The following is a 19,483-nucleotide window of genomic DNA, read 5'->3' as shown; positions in this document are numbered from 1 at the left end:
TCGGTGCGCGCACGTCGCACGCATCCGTATCGTTAGCGTGGCTTTCCGGGTTCATCGAAGGCCGTCAACGGCGTCGGCAGATTCAGCACCAGTTGCGCATCCTTGACCACGTCGAGACGCATGATTGTGGATGCGCCGAGCCCGTCGAGCAACTGGCTGAGCGGCCCACCGTGCCGCACGAGCTCGACGTTGCGCGGCAACAGGCGCTGCGCGAACGACAGCATGTTGGTCTGCACCGACGCCTGATGCCATGCGCCGTCGATGCGGTTGACCATCGTCGTCGTGCCCATGTGCGATTGCGACGGCACGCTGGTCAGCACCGGCAGCGGCACGCTCAGGCTCAGATCCGGCCGGCCGCCCGGACCCGCGACACGCGCGCGCGCCGTGGCGCCGATGCTCACGTCGATATCCGCGAGCCACTTGGGCAGCTGATAGCCGTGCACGCCGCGTACCCGCGCGATTTCCGTCGTGACCGGCAGCGCGAGCACGTGCGCGAAGAAACTCCGGCGCCGCATCGAGTCGATCAGCTCGAGCGCGTGCGAGCCTTTCGCGCCGGGCCGGCGGATCACCACCGCGACCGATACTTCGTCATACGGATCGTTGTCGCACACCGCGTACGAAAAGAACGTCAGCGCAACGAGCCCGTAGCCGGGCAGCGCCCGCAGCGGTTCGAGCGGAACCGGCAGCATGGTGCGCAGGCGTTCGAGCGGCGCCAGAAACAGCAGCTGAATGCTGCTGGAACGATAGTAGAAGTTCGGCGCCCAGGTCGGGCCCACCCGCGAGATCACCTGACGCTTCGGAATCCGCCGGAAAAAATCGATGTTCCCCGCGGCGGGATCGCGCGCCACGACATCCAGGTCCGGATTCATGCGGAACCGGTCGTAGTACCCGCCCTCGGGCACGTCGACCGTGTGCGGCCCGAATTCGACCTGTGTAAAAAGCCTGTCCATGTTCGTTGTCTCCCGTCGATGGTCGACCAGTGACAGGCGAGATACGAAGCCTGCCGATTCACTGTCGTCGGCAAGCACTCTAAGCTTCAAGTCAACTTCAAGGTCAAGGCGACGAGTAGAGGAACATGTCGGACTACGGCGGCGCACTTTTCAAGTCGGTCCTTTCGCGTATCAAACAGGACGATCATCGCGCATATGGACGATCAGCCACCGTCGGCAGCGTTGGCTTATAGTGCCGCTTGCCCATTCAACGAAGAGAACAGTCATGAAACTGCAGGCCCGCGGTCCATTCGAAGTGAAGCTGAATCCGGAACCCCTGAGTCCCGTCGCGGAACACAGCGGGCTCGGCCGCATGTCGCTGGACAAGCATTTTCACGGCGATCTGGAAGCCGTCAGCCAAGGCGAAATGCTCGCGTTTCGCAGCAGCGTTCAGGGTTCGGCCGGCTACGTCGCGATGGAAACCGTCAAAGGCGTGCTCGGCGGCCGCAAGGGCAGCTTCGTGCTGCAGCACAGCTCCACCATGACGCGCGGGCAGCCGACGCAGTCGATCACGGTCGTGCCCGATTCCGGCACGGACGCATTGCTCGGGTTGTCCGGCACGATGCTCATCGATATCGATAACGGCCAGCACGCGTACCGCTTCGACTACACGTTGCCGGACGCACCGCAATAAGCGCACCCGTCACGCGAGCGCCGCTTCGCGCAGCCGGAACTGCGCGACCGCCGCGCTCAGCCGCGCGCCCTGTTCGTCGAGCGACAGTGCCGCGGCCGCCGCCTCCTCGACCAGCGCGGCATTGCGTTGCATCGTCTGCTCCATCTGGATCACCGCGGCGTTCACCTGCTCTCCCGCGACGATTTGTGCATGAATACGTTCATCCATCGTGTACTCGAAGGATAGTGATGAGAGTGCAATTCTCGCATGGCGTCGAGGCTCCGCTGCGGATGCTGGATGTGCATCTCTTGGCCGACGGAGCCCAACAAAGGGGCATCTATATTTCGCAAATGGCAACTGTTTCGTTTGTTCTACAGTAAACTGTAATTTCCCTGAAGGCCTCAATAGGAAACCTGATTTCGACACCGTTAAACCAAGCGCACCTCAATGAAGTAGCCACAAGTGTCTTAGCGTGATGTCATGCGAGCCGATAGTCAAACTTGGCCGAGCATGAACAGTGTTAGCAATGTCAGACGCCATCAAGCCCGGGGAATCCATCACTTTTTGAGGGAAGGATCGGCAGCCAAGCCGATCGCCGTTGGTCATACTTTCACCGCGGGCTGTTTTCCCAAGGTATCGCTTCAGGCAGGGTACAGGGGAGGTATTTGTCCCACCAAGCACGTAAGCAATCATGCCAGCATGCTGCATGCGACTCGCATACCAACCATCAGCAAATCGCTTCATGCCCTTTTTGTCGTACAGGCTTAGCCCCCTAGACCGATCGAGCACCTTGCATTCAAAGAATAGCGCATCGTGCTGGTCGTCGCTCACTTCCGGGCGAGGTATGGCCGGGTAGATGGTGAGATCGGGTGTAGGGTCTATAGATGTGCCTGACGAATTTCGCACTTTCGAATCACGAGTTGGAACGCCAAATAGCGAATTATTGAAGCCGGGCGGAAAATCAGCTTTTCTCAGTGCCACAAGCTCTGTCTTCAATTCGTCAGTAATCTGATCCTCGTCACCAGTCGCTAGCACCGTCGGGCATCTGTTTTTGACACGTTTCCACGCCTCACAAATCGCCAAATCAACAACTTCCACTAGCGCTTTGCCCCACGCCGGGTAGATATTTGATTGGGGCGGCGTTCCCAGGTTCGCAAACATGTGGTTTATTCTTTGTTAGTTGACGAGTGGTCCATGCTGCAGCCAGTCCAAAGCTCTAAGACGCGCTTGCGTACGCGTCCAGTAGCGAGATTGACTTAGCTGCCCCATCAATTGCGAACCATCCTTGCGGCGAACACAAATTTGCGATGACCAATATGTTCCAGCAAGAGATGCCATCGCCTTGAGATCTGCCACAGGAGAGTCATGATCCGCATCCTCGGTCGAATGAGGGGATTGCATTTCAACAAAAGCCCAACCATCGATGTATTGCTCCAAGGACGGGTAAGCGATGTCTTCGCACCTTCCTTTCAGGAAAGGACGAACCAACCGATTAAACGTCTCCGTATACGCTTGCAACTGAACTGGCGTGACGGATTCGCTGGCGCCCTTGCGGGTGCCCGTGAACGGAAGCTCCATCGCGAGTGTATCTTGGATCAATTGCTCGTCCGCAGCCGACAAATCATATAGCGAAGCCATAACCGAATCGACTCGGTTCCAGCATTCCTCTCCCGACCGTAGCGCCGCTGCGACCGCGGCCACTTCTTTACGCAAATTCCCGTCAACTCCGTCGATGTCTACCAAGGGAAACGCATCGAGGTCTGACTGAAGAGAAGAATCTCGTTCAACACCGAATTTCGGGCTGGTTAGCAATTGATAATACAAAAATAAATCGCTATATGAAAGCACGTACAGCAAGTCAACGAGAGGCTTGAGGGTTTTCCGTCCGTGAAATGACAATCCAAAGAAGCTTTCGCTGTATGCGGCATCCGATTCTGCGTAAAGCGCTCCACGCAATGCCCGGTCGCTTTTGGGTGACTCGCGGAATAGCAGAAGAGGACCTCGATAAATCTCACGCGCGCGAGGCCACTGCACATGCGTCAGACCGAAAGGTGTTGCATGCTTTGGGACACTAAATCTCATAGCGAGCGTGGCAAGCGGCAAGCCTTCCAAATGAGCAGCCGATTGGGTTCTCTTGAGCTCTTTGCCGAGTTGATAGCCACTCCAGAACTTCAAATTCGCCGACTCGAGCTGCTGAGCTACCGTGCGACTACTTTTCTTCTGAATCCGATTCAAGAGATCCACCCCTAAGAGACCGCCCTTGAAGACCGCCTTCAGTGCATATACGCTGCTTCCAATCAATCTTAGCGGAATCGATATCGCTGCCGATGGATCAACACGAAACTGCCCCATTTCCGCCAGTTGAGGTTCGTGCTTCGGGCTGACAAAGAAAAAGCTTTCCCCTCCAACCGGCTTCTCGTTCTGTGCGACAAGCAGCATAAACGGAGCACTATTCGTCGGCCAAAGCTTCTTGTCCTGGCGAAGTGCGGCGAAGTTCATGATCCCCGTCACGCGAACGGCGCTAAACACTCGCCTCCTGAGTTCGTACGCTTCCGGTTGGAACAACAGTCGGGCATGCAAGGCAAAGCCTAGCGCCCCAGCCGGTTTAGCCCATCTGGCGGAGGCAAGAAGAAAAGCAACGTCGGGCGAACCATACCTCGCGACGAGCTGGCTAGGCACCATAGCATCGTCCTCTGACTCTCGCGAAATTGACTGCGACTCTGAGGAGAATTCGACGTCCGGAACTTTCGACAGTCCAGGAGACGGGGTTGCGAGGTCAGCCAACAGCCCGGTCATACAATTATTCAGCGCTACTGCTGCCTCCCCTTTCAGACCTGTCCACGGAGGATTACCCACGACAATGTCGAACGATTTTTGGTAAATCGCACGTACCCGTGTGGACAGGCTTCCAAGCTCATCGTCCGCGTTTTCTCCTCCGAGCGCTTCAACATCGACGACGTGCAGCACGCTCCCGATCAGCTTTTCAAACTTAAGCTCACTCAGAGGACTCGGCGCCGGATCCAATTCAAGCGCGGCCAGATACAGACTCAAAGCACTGATGTTCAGAGCATCGCGATTGATGTCGAAACCTGTAAGTTGAGTCATCAAGATCTGACGAATATCCGTTCGCGACGGGCGGGTGCCGAACGCCCGCCAGCGTTCCGCGACCAACCGTCTAAACGCGAGGACCAAGAAGACTCCTGCGCCTGCAGAAGGATCGAGTACCTTTGCATAATGAGGTGCGCAGGACCGAACCGCACTAAACGCACCATCGATCACGACTTCAGCAAGTTGACGAGGGGTGAAGTGAACACTTGTCGCACGAGCCAAATCGGGCACAAATTCATGCGCAAAATCTTCATAAACCTGACTAAGAACATCAACTGGTACGTGACGAAAGCGGATGCCTGACCAATCCAGAGGCAGTTGCCCACCGACCGATCTGTGCTGAATGTTCGTTAGATGCCAGCAGATCGTGCCGATATTTTTACCGGCGAGCCTGATCAAGCCTTCATAGTCTTTATCTCCCAGAGAGAGCAAGTCGCCATTAAACGTCTTATCCAACCATCTGCAGGTATCGACCAACGATGCTGCATCAGCAAACATCGACACCAGTGATTGTTCTTTAGAAGAAATTGACGAAGTGCTACTCTCCGTCACGATCCCTCTATCCACCAAAAAGCGAAAAAACAATGCTCGCCCAACCAGGGCGATCACTTGTTGAATCGAAAATCCTGGCGCAGCCTTTTGAATGCCTCTTGCTGCATCAACGAGAAGCTGAAAAAGGAGAGTTTCAAGCCATTTCTCGTTAGCGCGGCTTTGTGCAGTGCTGCTCGATAACGGAACACCGGCGCTCAACAGCGCTCGCCAAGACGGTCGATCATCCTTGTCACGTAGTTTGAGCGGAGGGGGAGCCGATTCAAATATGGCGAGGGGGTAAACATCGAGCACGCCGGGCCGGACGACGCAAAGATACCTAGCATCCGATCGACAAGCCAGGACGCGCACAAGCTCAGCCAAACGGGCCTGAACCCCTTGGGGCAAGTCTCCCAAACGGTTGCCCCGAATCACGTAGGCAAATGGCTGCCCGCTTGATTCAACAACCGCATCTGGCAAGACTTCAGTGGATGCTTGATTAGTTGACATCAAGTCAACGTACCGTATATGCCGTGGATCAGGAGTTTTATCAAGACGCACCAAGCTATCGGGATTTACACCGCTTAGATTAAGCTCCTGAATGAGATCATCCAATGTCATTTCCGACGTACCCCGCTAATTCGGCTTTCCGCGCCGCTCTCTCTTTTGTCAGTTGCACTCGCGGGCTCTGCTGTCGATCGGGCTATAGCGACCGGACCGAGATCGAGCGAGCGCTGCCCTGCCCAGTCATACCGAGGGTCACTGTTCAAGTGGTTGTAGACGCGCTCAAATATCGGCTCGACCGGCAAAACGATACCGTCGTCGACGGAACAAAATGGGGCAAGATACCGCACCGCCGGAGGTTGTACGTTTATGAGGAGACGTGCATGTGCGACAACGTCCCGGGGACCGCTCATCATCGTCCGCAGTTCTTCGAAAACTGACGCCACCGCGTCGCGGCGCAGCCCATAGCGCGTCTGAAGTTCACAACAAACGGCGAGCAGGACAAGTTCCTGGATGGAATACTCCCGTGCGACGCGTGCACGTTTCTCGTGTTCGTCGAACCCGGGGAGGCCCGCCAGAAGTCCGCGCAGCTGATGCCGGGTTAGCCCTGTAACAGCCGCGACATCAGCGGTTGTAATGCGTTTGGATATCATCTGCGCATAATAGACGCAGAAGTGCGCTGCGGCAACGCACTTCGAGTTGTTCGCACAATATTAAATGAATACTTAAAAAAAAGACTTGGCGTTGATGTCCAAAGTGCGGGCACTTCGCCCCGCAGATGATGGAGGCGGGGCTTCTTGTCAATCGAAGGGACACAGCCCGCAGCACGGGAACAACTGGTACCCGGAGCAGCCCGTCGAAACGCCGGACATAGGCTCTCGCTTAAACCAGCGAGTAGGCATAAGACTGTGTTTTTGCCTAACACCAGGCAGGAAGTGATGGAAATGTTGACGGGCCGCGAGCGTTGGCGGCGCTGGAAACAAGGGGAACAGCAATGAAACTGCAGGCCCGCGGTCCATTCGAAGTGAAGCTGAATCCTGAACCCCTGAGTCACGTCGCGGAAAGCAGCGGGCTCGGCCGCATGTCGCTGGACAAGCATTTTCACGGCGATCTGGAAGCCGTCAGCCAAGGCGAAATGCTCGCGTTTCGCAGCAGCGTTCAGGGTTCGGCCGGCTACGTGGCGATGGAAACCGTCCACGGCGTGCTCGGCGGGCGCAAGGGCAGCTTCGTGCTGCAGCACAGCTCCACCATGACGCGCGGGCAGCCGACGCAGTCGATCACGGTCGTGCCCGATTCCGGAACGGACGAATTGCTCGGGCTGTCCGGCACGATGCTCATCGATATCGACAACGGCCAGCACGCGTACCGCTTCGACTACACGTTGCCGGACGCACCGCAATAAGCGTACACGTCACGCGAGCGCCGCTTCGCGCAGCCGGAACTGCGCGACCGCCGCGCTCAGCCGCGCGCCCTGTTCGTCGAGCGACAGCGCCGCGGCCGCCGCCTCCTCGACCAGCGCGGCATTACGCTGCATCGTCTGCTCCATCTGGATCACCGCGGCATTCACCTGCTCGATGCCCGACGACTGCTCGTCGAACGCCTGGCTGGTTTCGCCCATGATCGCGTTGACGCGCTCGACCGCCGCGACGAGCTCGGCCATCGCCGAGCCGGCCCGTGCGACAAGGCCGCTGCCGTCTTCGACGCGTCGCGCGGAATGACCGATCAGCTCGCGAATTTCCTTCGCCGCCGCGGCACAGCGCTGGGCGAGCCCGCGCACCTCGGTCGCGACGACCGCGAAACCACGCCCCTGCTCGCCCGCACGCGCGGCTTCGACGGCGGCGTTCAACGCGAGGATGTTGGTCTGGAACGCGATGCTCTCGATCACGCCGACGATGCCGGAGATGCGCGTGGAGCTGTTCGAAATCTCCGACATCGTCTCGACGACGCGCTGCATCGCTTCGCCGCCGCGCGACGCGATGCCGGCCGCGCCCTCGACGTACGTGCGCGCATCGCGCGCATTGTCCGCGTTCTGGCGCACGGCGGCTGTCAGCTGCTCGACGCTCGCGGCCGCCTGCTGCAGCGACACGGCCTGCTGCTCGGTGCGCGCGGACAAATCGACGTTGCCGCTCGCGATCGTGCGCACGTCGCCGACGATCGTCTCGGTGCTCGCGCGCACCTGGCTCACGGTCTCGACGAGGCCGTCCTGCATCCGCTTCAGCGCATTCAGCAGATACGCCATTTCATTGGCGCCGGGGACGACGACCGCGCCGGTCAGGTCGCCTTTCGAGATTTTCTCGAACTGGTCGACCGCGAGATTGATCGGCTCGATGATCGCCTTCGCGAGCACGCGCTGCGCCAGGAACCCGACGACGAGCGCCAGCGCCGCGACCGCCCCCATCCCCCATACGATCCGATGAAAATTGACGCCGGCCGCATCGTAGCGCGCCTTCTGGCGCGTGACCTGGAACGATTCGAGCGCGTCGATCGCCGCCTGGTAGGCGGCGAACAATGCGGGCGGCGCCGTGCGCTGCGTGTCGAGGAAGTTGAACGCGTCGTCGCCGTCGAGCTGCGACAGCGCCTTCAGGAACACGCGGTCGAGCAGCGCGCGACGATGGTTCTGCAGCGTATCGAACAGCGCCTGCTCGCTGGCGTCGCGCGCGTGCAGACGCGTGTACGCGTCCAGTTCGTCGTTGCTCTGCTTGAGCAGCGCGTGAAGTTGCGCGACTTCGTCTTTCGCCGGCTGGCCGGCGCTGATGATCTGCGCGACGTCGCTCATGCGTTCGCGCAGCACCAGCATTCGCTCGGAGCTGGTCTTCAGGTGCAGCAGCGACGCGGTGTCGTCGCGGTACATCGCCTCGAGCGAGCCGTTGCCGATGTAGAGCGCCGCGATGCAGGCGCCGACCACCAGCACGAGCAGCACGGTATAGCCGGCGATGGTCGCGACGAGTCCACCACGGATAGTGAGTTGTTTTCGCATGACGTTCCCTTGAGCCGGCCGGGCACGGCCAGCGGCGGATGTGAATTCCGGAACACGAACGACGCGCGCCATCACGCAGTACGCGGCGCGGGGGCTGCGAACGGGTTAACGGCGCCGGGAACGGGCGGCTTTTATCCGCACGCGACGCGAATCTTGACGATTGCGACAAGGGAAGGCGGAAGCAGCGCGGCTACCGGCCGCCGCCGCGCCTGGAACGAACCTCGTCGGCCGACAGGATGCGCTGATGCCCGGTGCGCGGCCAACCGTTTCCGCACGCGTCCGGCACCATTGCCCACCGATCGCTATAGCGCATGTCGGCAGGCGTTTCCGGCGGATCGCCGGCATCGCGTCACGCGTCGGTCTCGTAACACAGCCCGTATTCGCCGTTCGCTCGCCTGACGCGCGCGAACCCGGGTTCGCCCAGGTGCATGCCGGCGATCAGCAGCCCGTCCGCGCTGACCCGATCCAGCAACCGCGAACGCGTCGTCGCCGCCAGCGACGCATCCTGGTCGAACGCGATCGATACGTCCGGCCGCTTGATCTGAATATGCGGAAAATGCACGATGTCGCCCCACACGAGCAGGCCTCGATCGCCGGATTCGAGCACATAGCCGGTGTGTCCGTCGGTATGCCCCGGTAGCGGTATGGCTGCGATGCCGGGCAGCACCTCGCCTTCATCGAAGGTCCGCAACGCGTCGCCGTAAGCGTCGAATGCGTGACGCGCGATCCGGAAATTGCCGCGGGCGCGTTCGCTGGCGCGGCTCAGGTTGCCGTCGTCCCGCCAGAATTCGACCTCGCGTCGATGCGCGACCAGTTCCGCATTCGGAAACGCCACGTGTCCGGCCGCATTCACCAGCCCGCCGACGTGGTCGGGATGGGCGTGGGTGAGCAGGACGGTGTCGATCGCGACAGGATCGATATCGGCAAGTCGCAAATTGTCCATCAGGCGGCCGCCCCATTCCTTGATACCGCCGGCTCCGGCGTCGATGAGAACCGTGCGGCCCGCGCCGCGCACCACGTAGCAGTTGATATGCACGGCGGACGGCTGCTGCTGGCCGGCCGCGCGCTGCATCGCAGCAGCGTCGGCCGCGTCGATATTCGACAGGAAATCGAGACTGGCCGTGAGGTAGCCGTCGCTGATCGCGGTGATCGTGAAATCGCCGACACGCCGGCCGGGAAACGTAACGTTGGACATCATGCTTCTCCGCAGCGGCTAGTTCCGGGCGTGAAGGTCCGGCGCGGCATGACCGAAGCAACGGATGCGCGCCGTCAGCCCCGTGCGGCGAACGATCGCGTGATCCAGCGCCTCCATGAACGCGTTCATGACCGCGGGCGGGCGAGACGACGCCACGCGATACCGGATTTCCGCGAAAACGGGATGCCCGCATCCGTGCCGGACCGCCACGTAAATGACGTGGACGTTCGTCAATTCCGCCTGCAGGACATCCGTGCACAGTTCGATGCAGTCGCCGGAAAGTTCGGCGAGGCGCGCGTCAGGCGGCATGCGTTCCGCATCGATATGGAAAGTCAGGTTAGGCATCGCGGGCGGCCTTCGTCAGTTGCGCCGTCATCGGTGCGTACAGGTCAAGGTCGTCCGGCACGTTGTCGGCAAGCGGCGCATCGCTGCGCGGCAGGACCGCGAGCCAGCGACGCGCCGGACACTGCTCCAGTGCAACGGCCTGCATGGCCAGCGGCTCGAGGCCCAGTTCGATCATCGAGTCGGGTCCGCTGGCGCTCAGCACGAGCAGTTCGTCGGCATTGACCGCCGGCGCCGGACCGATATCGCCATAGAGGTTGCGGTGCCAGTCGGTGATGTGCTGCTGCCACCGCGCGAAATTGCCGCCGCCCTTGCGCCGATATTCATCGCCGGTCAGCACGTCGAGGCCGTCGATCGTGTGAACGGCCAGATAAACGGGGCAACCGTCGCTGATCGCGCTGAACCGCTGCGACGTGTGAAAACCGGCCACCGAGATGAGGGCCGGCAGCTTGTCGAGACTGTAGAAGTCGTTCCATTCGGCTTCGCTCGCCGGGTCGGCGAAGCTGCATTCCACGGTGTAGATCATCGGCTTGTCCTTCGTTCGAATGCGGGATATTCAGTGCAGTGACGTAATGCTAATCTGCGGTCTCCCACGTAGATATCGACTTAAAGTCAGCCTTCAGTGATATTTGATCAAGCTGACGCTCGAACACACTCCGACCGGCGAGACCCCGATGCGACGCAAGATCCCGAGCAATTCCGCGCTCCTGGCCTTCGAGGCCGCGGCCCGACACGGCAGCTTCGCCCGCGCCGCCGACGAGCTGGCGCGCACCGAGGGCGCGGTCAGTCGCCAGATCGGCCGGCTGGAGGCATTCCTTGGCGTGACGCTATTCGAGCGCGTCGGCAACCGCGTGCGGCTGGCGCCCAACGGCACGCGATATGCGGTACAGGTGCGCGAGATTCTGGATCGCCTGGAACGGGACAGCCTGTATCTGATGGGGCAGCCCGTCGAAGGCGCGAGCATCGACATCGCCGCGATTCCGACCTTCGCGACGCGCTGGCTGATCCCGCGGCTGAAGTGCTTCCAGGATCGCCATCCGAACGTCACCGTGCATATCGCCGAACGGATGGAACCGTTCCTCCTGGCCGGCAGCGGCTTCGACGCGGCCATTCATTTCGCGCATCCGGCCTGGGCCGGCATGCATGTGCATCCGATGCTGGAAGAGGTGCTGGTGCCCGTCTGCAGTCCGGCGCTTCTTGAAGGCGCCGGCGCGAACCCGTCGCTGGATGCGCTGCCGCGCCTTCACCGGCGGCAGAATCCGGATGCGTGGCAGGTCTATGCGCAGGAGACCGGCATCGTGCTGACCAATTCGGCGGTCGGCCCGCGATACGATCTGCATTCGATGCTGATCGAGGCCGCGCTGGCCAGCCTCGGCGTCGCACTGGTGCCGCGCCTTTACATCGGGGCCGAGCTTGAACAAGGGCGTCTGGTCGCGCCCTGGCCCGACGGCAAAGCGGTGACGAAAAACTTCTGCCTCGTGCTGCCCGAGCCGATCGAATTGAGTGCGGCGCCGGTGCGGGCGTTTGCGGAGTGGGTGCTGGGCGAGGCGCGGGATTCGGTACGTTGATGCAGTGGCCGGACGTTCATCGCCACACGGATTCGGAAAATCCTGCCGCCCCCTCCGCTAATCGAGGTACGGCTTCAACACGCCCGCGATCCAGTCCATGAAAGCCCGCACGCGCGGCGAAAGATTGCGCCGATGCGCGACGACGAGCGACGCGGCAAGCGGCTCCGGCCGCAAGTCGGGCAATACCTCCACGAGCGCGCCGCTTTCGATGTGATGCGCGAGCGCCGAATAGCCGGCCTGGATCAGCCCGATGCCGGCCAGCCCCGCCGCGTGATAGGTCTGCACGCTGTTGACCTGCATCGCGCTGGGCAACGGTAGCCACGCATAGCCGTCGCCGTCCGGATACTCCCATCCGGGATGCCGCGCGCCGAGCGTCAGCGTGTAGTGGATCATCTTGTGCCCCTGGCTGTGCAGATCGGCGAGCGTGTGCGGTACGCCATGCCGCGCGAGATAGTCGGGGCTCGCCGCATTCGTCATGCGCAGCCGGCCAAGCGGCCGGGCAATCAGCGTCTCGTCGGCGATCGGACCCAGCCGGATCACGCAATCGAACCCTTCCCGAACCAGATCGACACGCCGGTCGGTACTGGAAAGCTCCAGCTCCAGATCCGGATGCGCGGCCATCAGTTGCGGCAGCGCCGGCACCACGACACTGCGCGCGAGTTCCGTGGGCATGTCCACACGCAGCCTGCCGCGCAGCGACGTACCGCGCCCCGAGAACATCGACTGCAATTCCTGCACTTCGGCGAGCAGGTCGGTTGCGCGCGCATAGAACGCGCGTCCGTCTTCGGTGAGCTGCACGCGCCTCGTGGTCCGATGCAGCAGCGCGACACCCATGTCCCGTTCGAGTACACGGACGACCGTGGATACTCGTCCTTTCTGAATACCGAGGCTTTCGGCGGCGCGCGTGAAGCTCGCCATTTCGGCGACACGGGCAAAAATCAACAGCGCGTCAAGGTTCTGCATTGTTCATCCGGAAAGTAACGGAACGTTCAATCTGTCGTCGTTTATAACCCGGTTACGGCTCGGTAGAGTAGTTTCCCACGTCGTCCGAACGACAACCCGAACGAAAGGAAACCACCATGGATCAACTCGACCCGCCGGTAAAAACGGTCGTCGTCTATCACTCGGGCTACGGCCATACGCAACGGATGGCCGCCGCTGTCGCGGACGGCGCCGGCGCCGCACTCGTCGCGATCGATGCCGACGGCCACCTCGCCGACGATGCGTGGAACTCGTTGGCCGACGCCGACGCGATCCTGTTCGGCTCGCCGACCTACATGGGCGGTCCGAGCTGGCAGTTCAAGAAGTTCGCGGATGCATCGTCGAAGGTCTGGTTCGACAGCGGATGGCAAAACAAGATCTTCGGCGGCTTCACCAATAGCGCAAGCGTCAACGGCGACAAGCTCAATACGCTCGAATACTTCTTTCTGCTGGCCGGACAGCACGGCGGCATCTGGGTCAGCATGGACATCAAGCCGGCCAATCTGAAAGCGTCGACGCGCGACGACCTGAACCGCATGGGCGCCTACATCGCGCCGATGGCGCAGACGCCGGCCGATGCGTCGCCGCAAGAGATGTCGCCGGGCGATCTCGAAACGGCGCGCCGCTATGGCGCGCGCGTCGCGGCGATTGCCGGACAGTTGCGGGCCGGCAAATCACGCGCCAACTAACATTCCGACGTTCATGCGGGGGCGCCACCGGTCAACGCCTCGCATTGTGTCCGGCCGATTCTGAAGGGCGCTGCATCGACGTCCTCCCCCGCCATCGATGGCGGGGCTCTCGGAGCAAATTCTGATGAAGTACAAGCAATTGGGCCGCACCGGCCTGTATGTGTCCGAGCTGTGCCTCGGCACGATGACGATGGGTGGCAACGCGGATGCCGGCATGTGGGCGGCGATCGGCGCGGTCGGCCAGGACGACGCGAACCGTTTGATCGCCCGCGCGCTCGACGCAGGCGTCAACTTCATCGACACCGCCGACATTTACTCGTTCGGCCAGGCCGAACGCGTGGTCGGGCAGGCGCTGCGCGACCTCGGCGTCCCGCGCCACGAGATCGTGCTGGCGACGAAGACGGCCGGCGTGATGGGCACGGGCCCCAACGACCAGGGTGCGTCGCGCGGTCACATCATGGATTCGGTGCAGCGAAGCCTGGAACGGCTCCAGGTCGACCATATCGACCTGTACCAGATTCACGCGAGCGACCCCGTGACGCCGATCGAGGAGACGCTGCGCGCGCTCGACGATCTGACGCGGCAGGGGCTGATCCGTTACGTCGGCGTGTCGAACTGGCGCGCGGGCAAGATCGGCAAGGCGCTCGGCCTGAGTGCCGCGCTTCACGCCACGCGTTTCGAGACGCTGCAGGCGTACTACTCGATCGCCGGGCGCGACGTGGAGCGCGAACTGGTTCCGCTCGCCGTCGACGAGCAGATGGGGCTGCTCGTGTGGTCGCCGCTCGCCGGCGGATTGCTGTCGGGCAAGTTCGGCCCCGGTGCGTCGACCGAAGCAGGTTCGCGGCGCGGTCATTTCGATTTTCCGCCGGTCGATCTGGATCGGGCCTGGCCGTGCGTGGCGGAGATGCGCGCGATCGCCGGCGCGCACGGCGTGTCGGTCGCGCGGATCGCGCTCGCGTGGCTGCTCGCGAAGCCGGCGGTCACGAGCGTCATCATCGGCGCCAAGCGGATCGACCAGCTCGACGACAATCTCGGCGCGGTCGACGTCGTGCTGACCGACGACGAACTGGCGCGTCTCGATGCCGTGAGCGCGTTACCGCCCTGCTATCCCGGCTGGATGATCGCGCGTCAGGAAGCGGGCCGGATTCCTGCACCGTTCACACCCGCGGCGCAATAGGATCGGCGGTACTTCATCTCATCGGCGGTTCGACGCGGGCAGGGGCGAGTCGACCCGTGTCGAACCGGGTGCGTGCATCCTCGCGAACGCATCGCGCAAATCGGCGCAAAACGCGTCGCCGATCATCGACAGCGGCTGCGATGCGGACGTCACCAGGTAGAAGTGATCGGGCACGGCCGGCTCGAAAGGCTTGACGACCACGCGCTGGCCCGCGTACGCGGCCGTCACCGGATCGATCAGCGCGACGCCGGCGCCGTTCGCGACGAACGCGACGATCGTCCGCGACAGCTGCGCCTCGATCGACAGCACGCGCGACACGCCGGCTTCGACGAACACGCGGTCGATCGCGCTGCGCGCCTCGAAACTCGGCGGAAACGAGATGAACGACTCGTCGCGCAGGTCGGCCGGCTGCACGACGCGCTTGCGCGCAAGCCGATGCCCGCGCGGCACGATGCAGCACATCGCGCTTTCCGCGAGCCGCTCGCCGCGCACGGCCGGATGCGGGACGGGTTCGGCGATCAGCCCGACATCGCATTGCCCCGACGCGACCTTGTCGACGACGGTGGACGCACTGTGCGCGAGCAGCGTGATGTCGACGCCCGGATGCGCGTGCGAGAAACGCGTGACGATTTCCGGCAGCAGGTCGAGCGCGACGGCGGGCGAACCCGCCACGCGCAGCGTGCCGCGCCGCATCGCGCGGATCTGCTCGGCGGCCTGCGCGACGCGGTCGAGGCCGACGAACGCGCGTTCGACCTCCTCGTACAGCACGCGCGCCTGCGCGGTCGGCGTGAAGCGCCCCTGCTGCCGCTCGAACAGCACGAAGCCGATCCGCTCCTCGAGATCGGCGATCAGCCGACTCACGGCCGGCTGCGAAATATGGAGATCGCGCGCCGCGCGCGTGACGGTATGGCGCTGCATCACCGCGCGAAACGCTTCGATCTGGCGAATCCTGAGCGAGGGCGTGGTCATAACACTGGATTATGGGTCGTTGATCAAGCTGTATTGGACAGCCCATTTTGCCTGTCCGAACATCGGTTCCGCAACGTACTGAAAGCAAGGAGCCGCACCGCCATGGGATATAACATGCAACCGCCTCGTCCGCGACACCGGAGCCGCGCATGACCGTGCGCCGCTTCGACGTCGTCGTGGCCGGCGGCGGTCTCGTCGGCATGGCCATCGCGTGGGGCATCGCGCGTCTCGGCCAACGCGTCGCGGTGTGCGACGGCGACGACATCGCGTTTCGCGCGGCGCGCGGCAATTTCGGGCTCGTGTGGGTGCAGGGCAAAGGCGGCCGCTGCCTGCCGTATGCGCACTGGTCGTGTGAATCGTCGGCGCGCTGGCGCGCGTTCGCCGCGCAGTTGCAGCGCGAAACGGGCGTGGATTGTGCGTTCGAACGGCCGGGCGGCATCGAGCTGTTCGAGCATCGCGCGGAACTCGACGGTGCGACCGGCCTGCTCGAATCGCTGCGCCGGCAGGACGCCGCGCTGTCGTACGAGGTGCTCGATCCCGCCGCGCTGCGGCGGCTCATCCCGTCGGCGTCGCCGTCGCTGGCCGGCGCGCTGTGGTCGCCGAACGACGGTCACGCGAATCCGCTCGCCACGCTGCGCGCGATGTTGCAGGCGTTCCAGCAGTGCGGCGGCGTCTATCTGCCGCGCAGCGAAGTCGCCGAGATCCGCCCGCGCGCCGGGCGCTTCGAGATCGACACGCGCCACGCGCAACTCGAAGCCGGGCGCGTGGTGCTCGCGGCCGGCCTCGACAACGCGCGGCTCGCGCCAATGGTCGACCTGCGCGCGCCGATCTCGCCGCTGCGCGGCCAGATCATGGTCACCGAGCGCCTCGCGCCGTTTCTCGACTATCCGACGCTCGTCGTTCGCCAAACGGCGGAAGGTTCGGTGTTGCTCGGCGACTCGGCCGAAGACGTCGGCTTCGACGACGGGCAGACGCGCCCCGCCATGGTCGACATCGCGCGCCGCGCGCGCACTGCGTTCCCGGCGCTGGCCCATGCACGCATCGTGCGCGCATGGGGTGCGCTGCGCATCATGACGCCCGACGGCTTGCCCGTCTACGAGGCGTCGACCACGTATCCCGGCGCGTTCATCGCGATCTGCCACAGCGGCGTGACGCTCGCGGCGACCCACGCCGATCTCGTCGCGCCGTGGATCGCGGGCCACGCCGCGCCGGCCGACCTGTCCGCCTTTACCACCGCGCGCTTCGCCGCGCCCACGGAAGCCCGGCATGTTTGAATCCCTCGTTCCCGCCGCCGCGACGCCCGAACGCGTGCGCATCCATATCGACGGCACGCCGCACGACGTGCCCGCGCACTACAGCGTCGCGGCCGCGATGCTCGCCGCCGGTTCGGCCGCGTGCCGCACGAGCGCGGTGAGCGGCGTGCCGCGCGGCCCGTTCTGCATGATGGGCGTGTGCTTCGACTGCCTCGTCGACATCGACGGCGTGCCGAACGTGCAAGGCTGCATGACGCCCGTCGCCGACGGCATGCACGTGCGCACGATGCACGGCAAGGCGAGGCTCGCATGACGCGCCGCCAGTGCGACCTGCTGATCGTCGGCGCCGGGCCGGCCGGCATGGCGGCGGCGACTGCCGCGTGTGCGGCCGGCTTGTCGGTCGTCGTCGCGGACGAAGGCCGCGCGCCCGGCGGCCAGATCTATCGCAACGTGGCCGACGCACCGGCGCCGCTCGCGCAATGGCTCGGCGCCGACTACACGGCAGGCCGCCCGCTCGTCGACGGCTTGCTCGCGAGCGGCGCGCATTACCTGCCGCGCAGCATCGTATGGCAAATCGCGTTCGAGCCGGAACCCGTCGCGATGCTCACGCAAAGCGGCCCGTCGCGCGGCACGCTCGAAATCGGCGCACGCGCGGTGCTGATCGCGACCGGCGCGCAGGAGCGGGCGTGGCCGGTGCCGGGCTGGACGTTGCCCGGCGTGATGGGCGTCGGCGCCGCGCAGACGCTGCTGAAAGCGTCCGGCCTCGCGCCATCGGCCGACGCCGTGCTCGCCGGTAGCGGCCCGCTGCTGTGGTTGTTCGCCGCGCAATTGCTGAATGCCGGCCGGCGCGTGCGTGCGCTGGTCGACACGACACCGCGCGACGCGTGGCGCCGCGCGCTCCCGCATGCGTTGCCGGCGCTGCGCGGTGCCGACTATCTGCTCAAGGGCTGGCGCATGCTGCGCGCGGTGCGCAGCGCCGGGATTCCGGTGTATCGCGGCACGACCGATATCCGCATCGACGGCGACGACCGCGCCGAATGCATCCGCTTTCGCGACGCGCAACGCGTCGTGCAGACGCTCGACACGTCGCTCGTGCTGCTGCATCAGGGTGTCGTTCCGTCGACGCAGCTCGCGCGTTCGCTCGGCTGCGCACACGAATGGGACGAATCGTCGGCATGCTGGCGGCCGCAGTGCGACGCGCGCGGCCGCAGCAGCGTGCCGCACGTGTGGATTGCGGGCGACGGCGCGGGCATCGGCGGCGCGCGGGCGGCGGCGCTCGCCGGCGAAGTGTCCGCGCTCGACATCGCCGCGCGGCTCGGTACCCTCGACGCGCAACGGCAGGCCGCACGCGAACGCCCGGTGCTGCACGCGTTGCGCCGCCACCTCGCGGTGCGCCCGCTGCTCGATGCGCTGTACACGCCGCCTGCCACGCTGCGCCACCCCGACGACGACACGATCGTGTGCCGCTGCGAGGAAGTCACGGCCGGCGAAATCCGCCAGCTCGCGGCGCTCGGCTGCCAGGGACCGAACCAGATGAAGGCGTTTACGCGCTGCGGGATGGGCCCGTGCCAGGGCCGCTGGTGCGGCACGACGGTCGGCGAACTGATCGCCGACGTGCAGCAACGCAGCGTCGGCGACGTCGGTCACTACCGGATTCGCGCGCCGATCAAGCCGGTCGCCATTGGCGAGATGGCCGACGCGCTCGAACTGTCGAACGATTTTCAGCGCGGCGAATTCCCGAGCTGACGCGCCCGCCCACTCTTCCCCACACGAACGGAGCCTGACCATGAAGACGCGCATCACGATTCTCCTTTCCGCCGCCGCGATGGCCTTCGCGTCGCTCGCGTCGGCGAAGGAATGGACGACCATCCGCATCGGCGTCGATCCGACCTACCCGCCGTTCGAGTCGACGGCGACCGACGGCAGCGTGAAGGGTTTCGACATCGATCTCGGCAACGCGCTGTGCGCGAAGCTGAATGCGAAATGCGTGTGGGTATCGAGCAGTTTCGACGGGCTGATTCCGGGGCTGCAGGCGCGCAAGTTCGACGTGATCCTGTCGTCGATGGCCGCGACCGAACAGCGGCGCCAGCAGATCGACTTCACCGATCGCCTGTACCGCAACCAGACGCGATTGATCGCGCGCACCGGATCCGGGCTGCTGCCGGACGCGGCGAAGCTCGCCGGCAAGCGCGTCGCGGTCGAACAGGGCACGATCCAGGAAACCTATGCGCGCGAGAAGTGGGCGGCCGCGAAGGTCGAGGTCGTGCCGTACCCGAGCTACGACCAGGCGTATGCGGATCTCGTCACCGGGCGCGTCGACGGCGTGCTGATGGATGCCGTGCAAGGCCAGCTCGGGTTCCTGTCGACGCCGCGCGGCAGGGGCTTCTCGTTCGCCGGCGGCGTGGTGTACGACGCGAAGATCATGGGCAACGGCGACGCGGCCGGCGTACGCAAGGCCGACACCGACCTGCGCGACGCACTCAATCGCGCCATCGCGCAGATTCGCAGCGACGGCACGTACAACAAGATCCAGTCGAAATACTTCGACTTCGACATGTACGGGAACTGACGGCAAATACGGGGGCGGCTC

General features: G+C 63.8%; 18 protein-coding genes and 1 pseudogene. 9 read left to right on the top strand and 10 right to left on the bottom strand.

The features are described 5' to 3' along the window. Positions 1-32 precede the first annotated feature (32 nt). Positions 33-950: an acetoacetate decarboxylase family protein gene (locus tag A9Z05_RS21330; protein ID WP_069619812.1), complete on the bottom strand. Its 918-nt coding sequence runs from the start codon at positions 948-950 to the stop codon at positions 33-35. A 265-nt stretch (positions 951-1,215) separates the two neighbouring features. On the opposite strand from A9Z05_RS21330, the gene A9Z05_RS21325 reads away from it, so the two are divergent. After that, a complete protein-coding gene (locus A9Z05_RS21325) occupies positions 1,216-1,623 on the top strand; it encodes a DUF3224 domain-containing protein (protein WP_069619811.1) in 408 nt (135 codons plus the stop codon). Between the two features lie 9 nt (positions 1,624-1,632). Here the strand turns inward: A9Z05_RS21325 and A9Z05_RS38455 are convergent. The 3 genes and pseudogenes from A9Z05_RS38455 to A9Z05_RS35085 all read right to left on the bottom strand — a co-directional run. Beyond that, positions 1,633-1,794: pseudogene (locus tag A9Z05_RS38455) on the bottom strand (methyl-accepting chemotaxis protein); the annotation flags it as partial. Between the two features lie 252 nt (positions 1,795-2,046). Beyond that, complete coding sequence (locus tag A9Z05_RS36350) at positions 2,047-2,763, bottom strand: hypothetical protein (RefSeq protein WP_141723454.1); 717 nt, start codon at positions 2,761-2,763, stop codon at positions 2,047-2,049. Between the two features lie 15 nt (positions 2,764-2,778). Then, positions 2,779-5,853 carry a class I SAM-dependent DNA methyltransferase gene (locus A9Z05_RS35085; protein WP_176730235.1) on the bottom strand — a complete coding sequence of 1,025 codons (3,075 nt, stop codon included), beginning with the start codon at positions 5,851-5,853 and terminating at the stop codon, positions 2,779-2,781. An 883-nt stretch (positions 5,854-6,736) separates the two neighbouring features. On the opposite strand from A9Z05_RS35085, the gene A9Z05_RS21310 reads away from it, so the two are divergent. Then, positions 6,737-7,144, top strand: a complete 408-nt coding sequence (locus A9Z05_RS21310) for a DUF3224 domain-containing protein (protein WP_069619808.1) — start codon at positions 6,737-6,739, stop codon at positions 7,142-7,144. A gap of 9 nt (positions 7,145-7,153) precedes the next feature. Here the strand turns inward: A9Z05_RS21310 and A9Z05_RS21305 are convergent, their stop codons facing one another. From A9Z05_RS21305 to A9Z05_RS21290, 4 genes are all read right to left on the bottom strand, one after another. Continuing rightward, positions 7,154-8,719 carry a methyl-accepting chemotaxis protein gene (locus tag A9Z05_RS21305; RefSeq protein WP_069619807.1) on the bottom strand — a complete coding sequence of 522 codons (1,566 nt, stop codon included), beginning with the start codon at positions 8,717-8,719 and terminating at the stop codon, positions 7,154-7,156. A 349-nt stretch (positions 8,720-9,068) separates the two neighbouring features. Next, positions 9,069-9,914 (bottom strand): MBL fold metallo-hydrolase, encoded by an 846-nt coding sequence (locus A9Z05_RS21300; protein WP_069620102.1) that lies wholly within the window; start codon positions 9,912-9,914, stop codon positions 9,069-9,071. Between the two features lie 18 nt (positions 9,915-9,932). After that, positions 9,933-10,259 (bottom strand): hypothetical protein, encoded by a 327-nt coding sequence (locus A9Z05_RS21295; protein ID WP_069619806.1) that lies wholly within the window; start codon positions 10,257-10,259, stop codon positions 9,933-9,935. After that, positions 10,252-10,782, bottom strand: a complete 531-nt coding sequence (locus A9Z05_RS21290) for a sugar ABC transporter (protein ID WP_069619805.1) — start codon at positions 10,780-10,782, stop codon at positions 10,252-10,254. Before A9Z05_RS21290 ends, A9Z05_RS21295 begins: the two co-directional genes overlap by 8 nt. Positions 10,783-10,930: 148 nt before the next feature. Between A9Z05_RS21290 and A9Z05_RS21285 the strand changes: the two genes are divergently transcribed. Next, positions 10,931-11,824 (top strand): LysR substrate-binding domain-containing protein, encoded by an 894-nt coding sequence (locus A9Z05_RS21285; RefSeq protein ID WP_069620101.1) that lies wholly within the window; start codon positions 10,931-10,933, stop codon positions 11,822-11,824. A 57-nt stretch (positions 11,825-11,881) separates the two neighbouring features. Here A9Z05_RS21285 and A9Z05_RS21280 read toward each other — a convergent pair whose 3' ends face one another. Continuing rightward, a complete protein-coding gene (locus A9Z05_RS21280; RefSeq protein WP_069619804.1) occupies positions 11,882-12,787 on the bottom strand; it encodes a LysR family transcriptional regulator in 906 nt (301 codons plus the stop codon). A 116-nt stretch (positions 12,788-12,903) separates the two neighbouring features. On the opposite strand from A9Z05_RS21280, the gene A9Z05_RS21275 reads away from it, so the two are divergent. Further along, a complete protein-coding gene (locus A9Z05_RS21275) occupies positions 12,904-13,494 on the top strand; it encodes a flavodoxin family protein (protein ID WP_069619803.1) in 591 nt (196 codons plus the stop codon). A 124-nt stretch (positions 13,495-13,618) separates the two neighbouring features. Next, the gene (locus tag A9Z05_RS21270) at positions 13,619-14,671 is read left to right on the top strand and encodes an aldo/keto reductase (protein ID WP_069620100.1); all 1,053 of its coding nucleotides are present in this window, start codon (positions 13,619-13,621) and stop codon (positions 14,669-14,671) included. 18 nt (positions 14,672-14,689) lie between these two features. On the opposite strand, the gene A9Z05_RS21265 is transcribed toward A9Z05_RS21270, so the two are convergent. Continuing rightward, on the bottom strand, positions 14,690-15,640 hold the full coding sequence (locus A9Z05_RS21265) for a LysR family transcriptional regulator (protein ID WP_069619802.1): 951 nt from the start codon (positions 15,638-15,640) through the stop codon (positions 14,690-14,692). A 149-nt stretch (positions 15,641-15,789) separates the two neighbouring features. Between A9Z05_RS21265 and A9Z05_RS21260 the strand changes: the two genes are divergently transcribed. From A9Z05_RS21260 to A9Z05_RS21245, 4 genes are read left to right on the top strand one after another with little or no spacing between them, the layout of a single operon-like run. After that, positions 15,790-16,914, top strand: a complete 1,125-nt coding sequence (locus tag A9Z05_RS21260) for an FAD-binding oxidoreductase (protein WP_069619801.1) — start codon at positions 15,790-15,792, stop codon at positions 16,912-16,914. After that, positions 16,907-17,206, top strand: coding sequence for a (2Fe-2S)-binding protein (locus A9Z05_RS21255; protein ID WP_069619800.1), 300 nt, complete (start codon positions 16,907-16,909; stop codon positions 17,204-17,206). The genes A9Z05_RS21260 and A9Z05_RS21255 overlap by 8 nt, the downstream gene beginning before the upstream one ends. Further along, positions 17,203-18,639, top strand: a complete 1,437-nt coding sequence (locus A9Z05_RS21250; protein WP_069619799.1) for an NAD(P)/FAD-dependent oxidoreductase — start codon at positions 17,203-17,205, stop codon at positions 18,637-18,639. The genes A9Z05_RS21255 and A9Z05_RS21250 overlap by 4 nt, the downstream gene beginning before the upstream one ends. A 40-nt stretch (positions 18,640-18,679) precedes the next feature. Continuing rightward, complete coding sequence (locus A9Z05_RS21245) at positions 18,680-19,462, top strand: ABC transporter substrate-binding protein (RefSeq protein WP_069619798.1); 783 nt, start codon at positions 18,680-18,682, stop codon at positions 19,460-19,462. Positions 19,463-19,483: the final 21 nt, after the last annotated feature.

It is taken from the genome of Burkholderia sp. A2, assembly GCF_001729305.1.
In the GTDB taxonomy this organism is placed as follows: domain Bacteria; phylum Pseudomonadota; class Gammaproteobacteria; order Burkholderiales; family Burkholderiaceae; genus Burkholderia; species Burkholderia sola.
The sequence above is the reverse complement of the archived record's forward strand: the minus strand, read 5'-3'. Positions and strand labels throughout refer to the sequence as shown.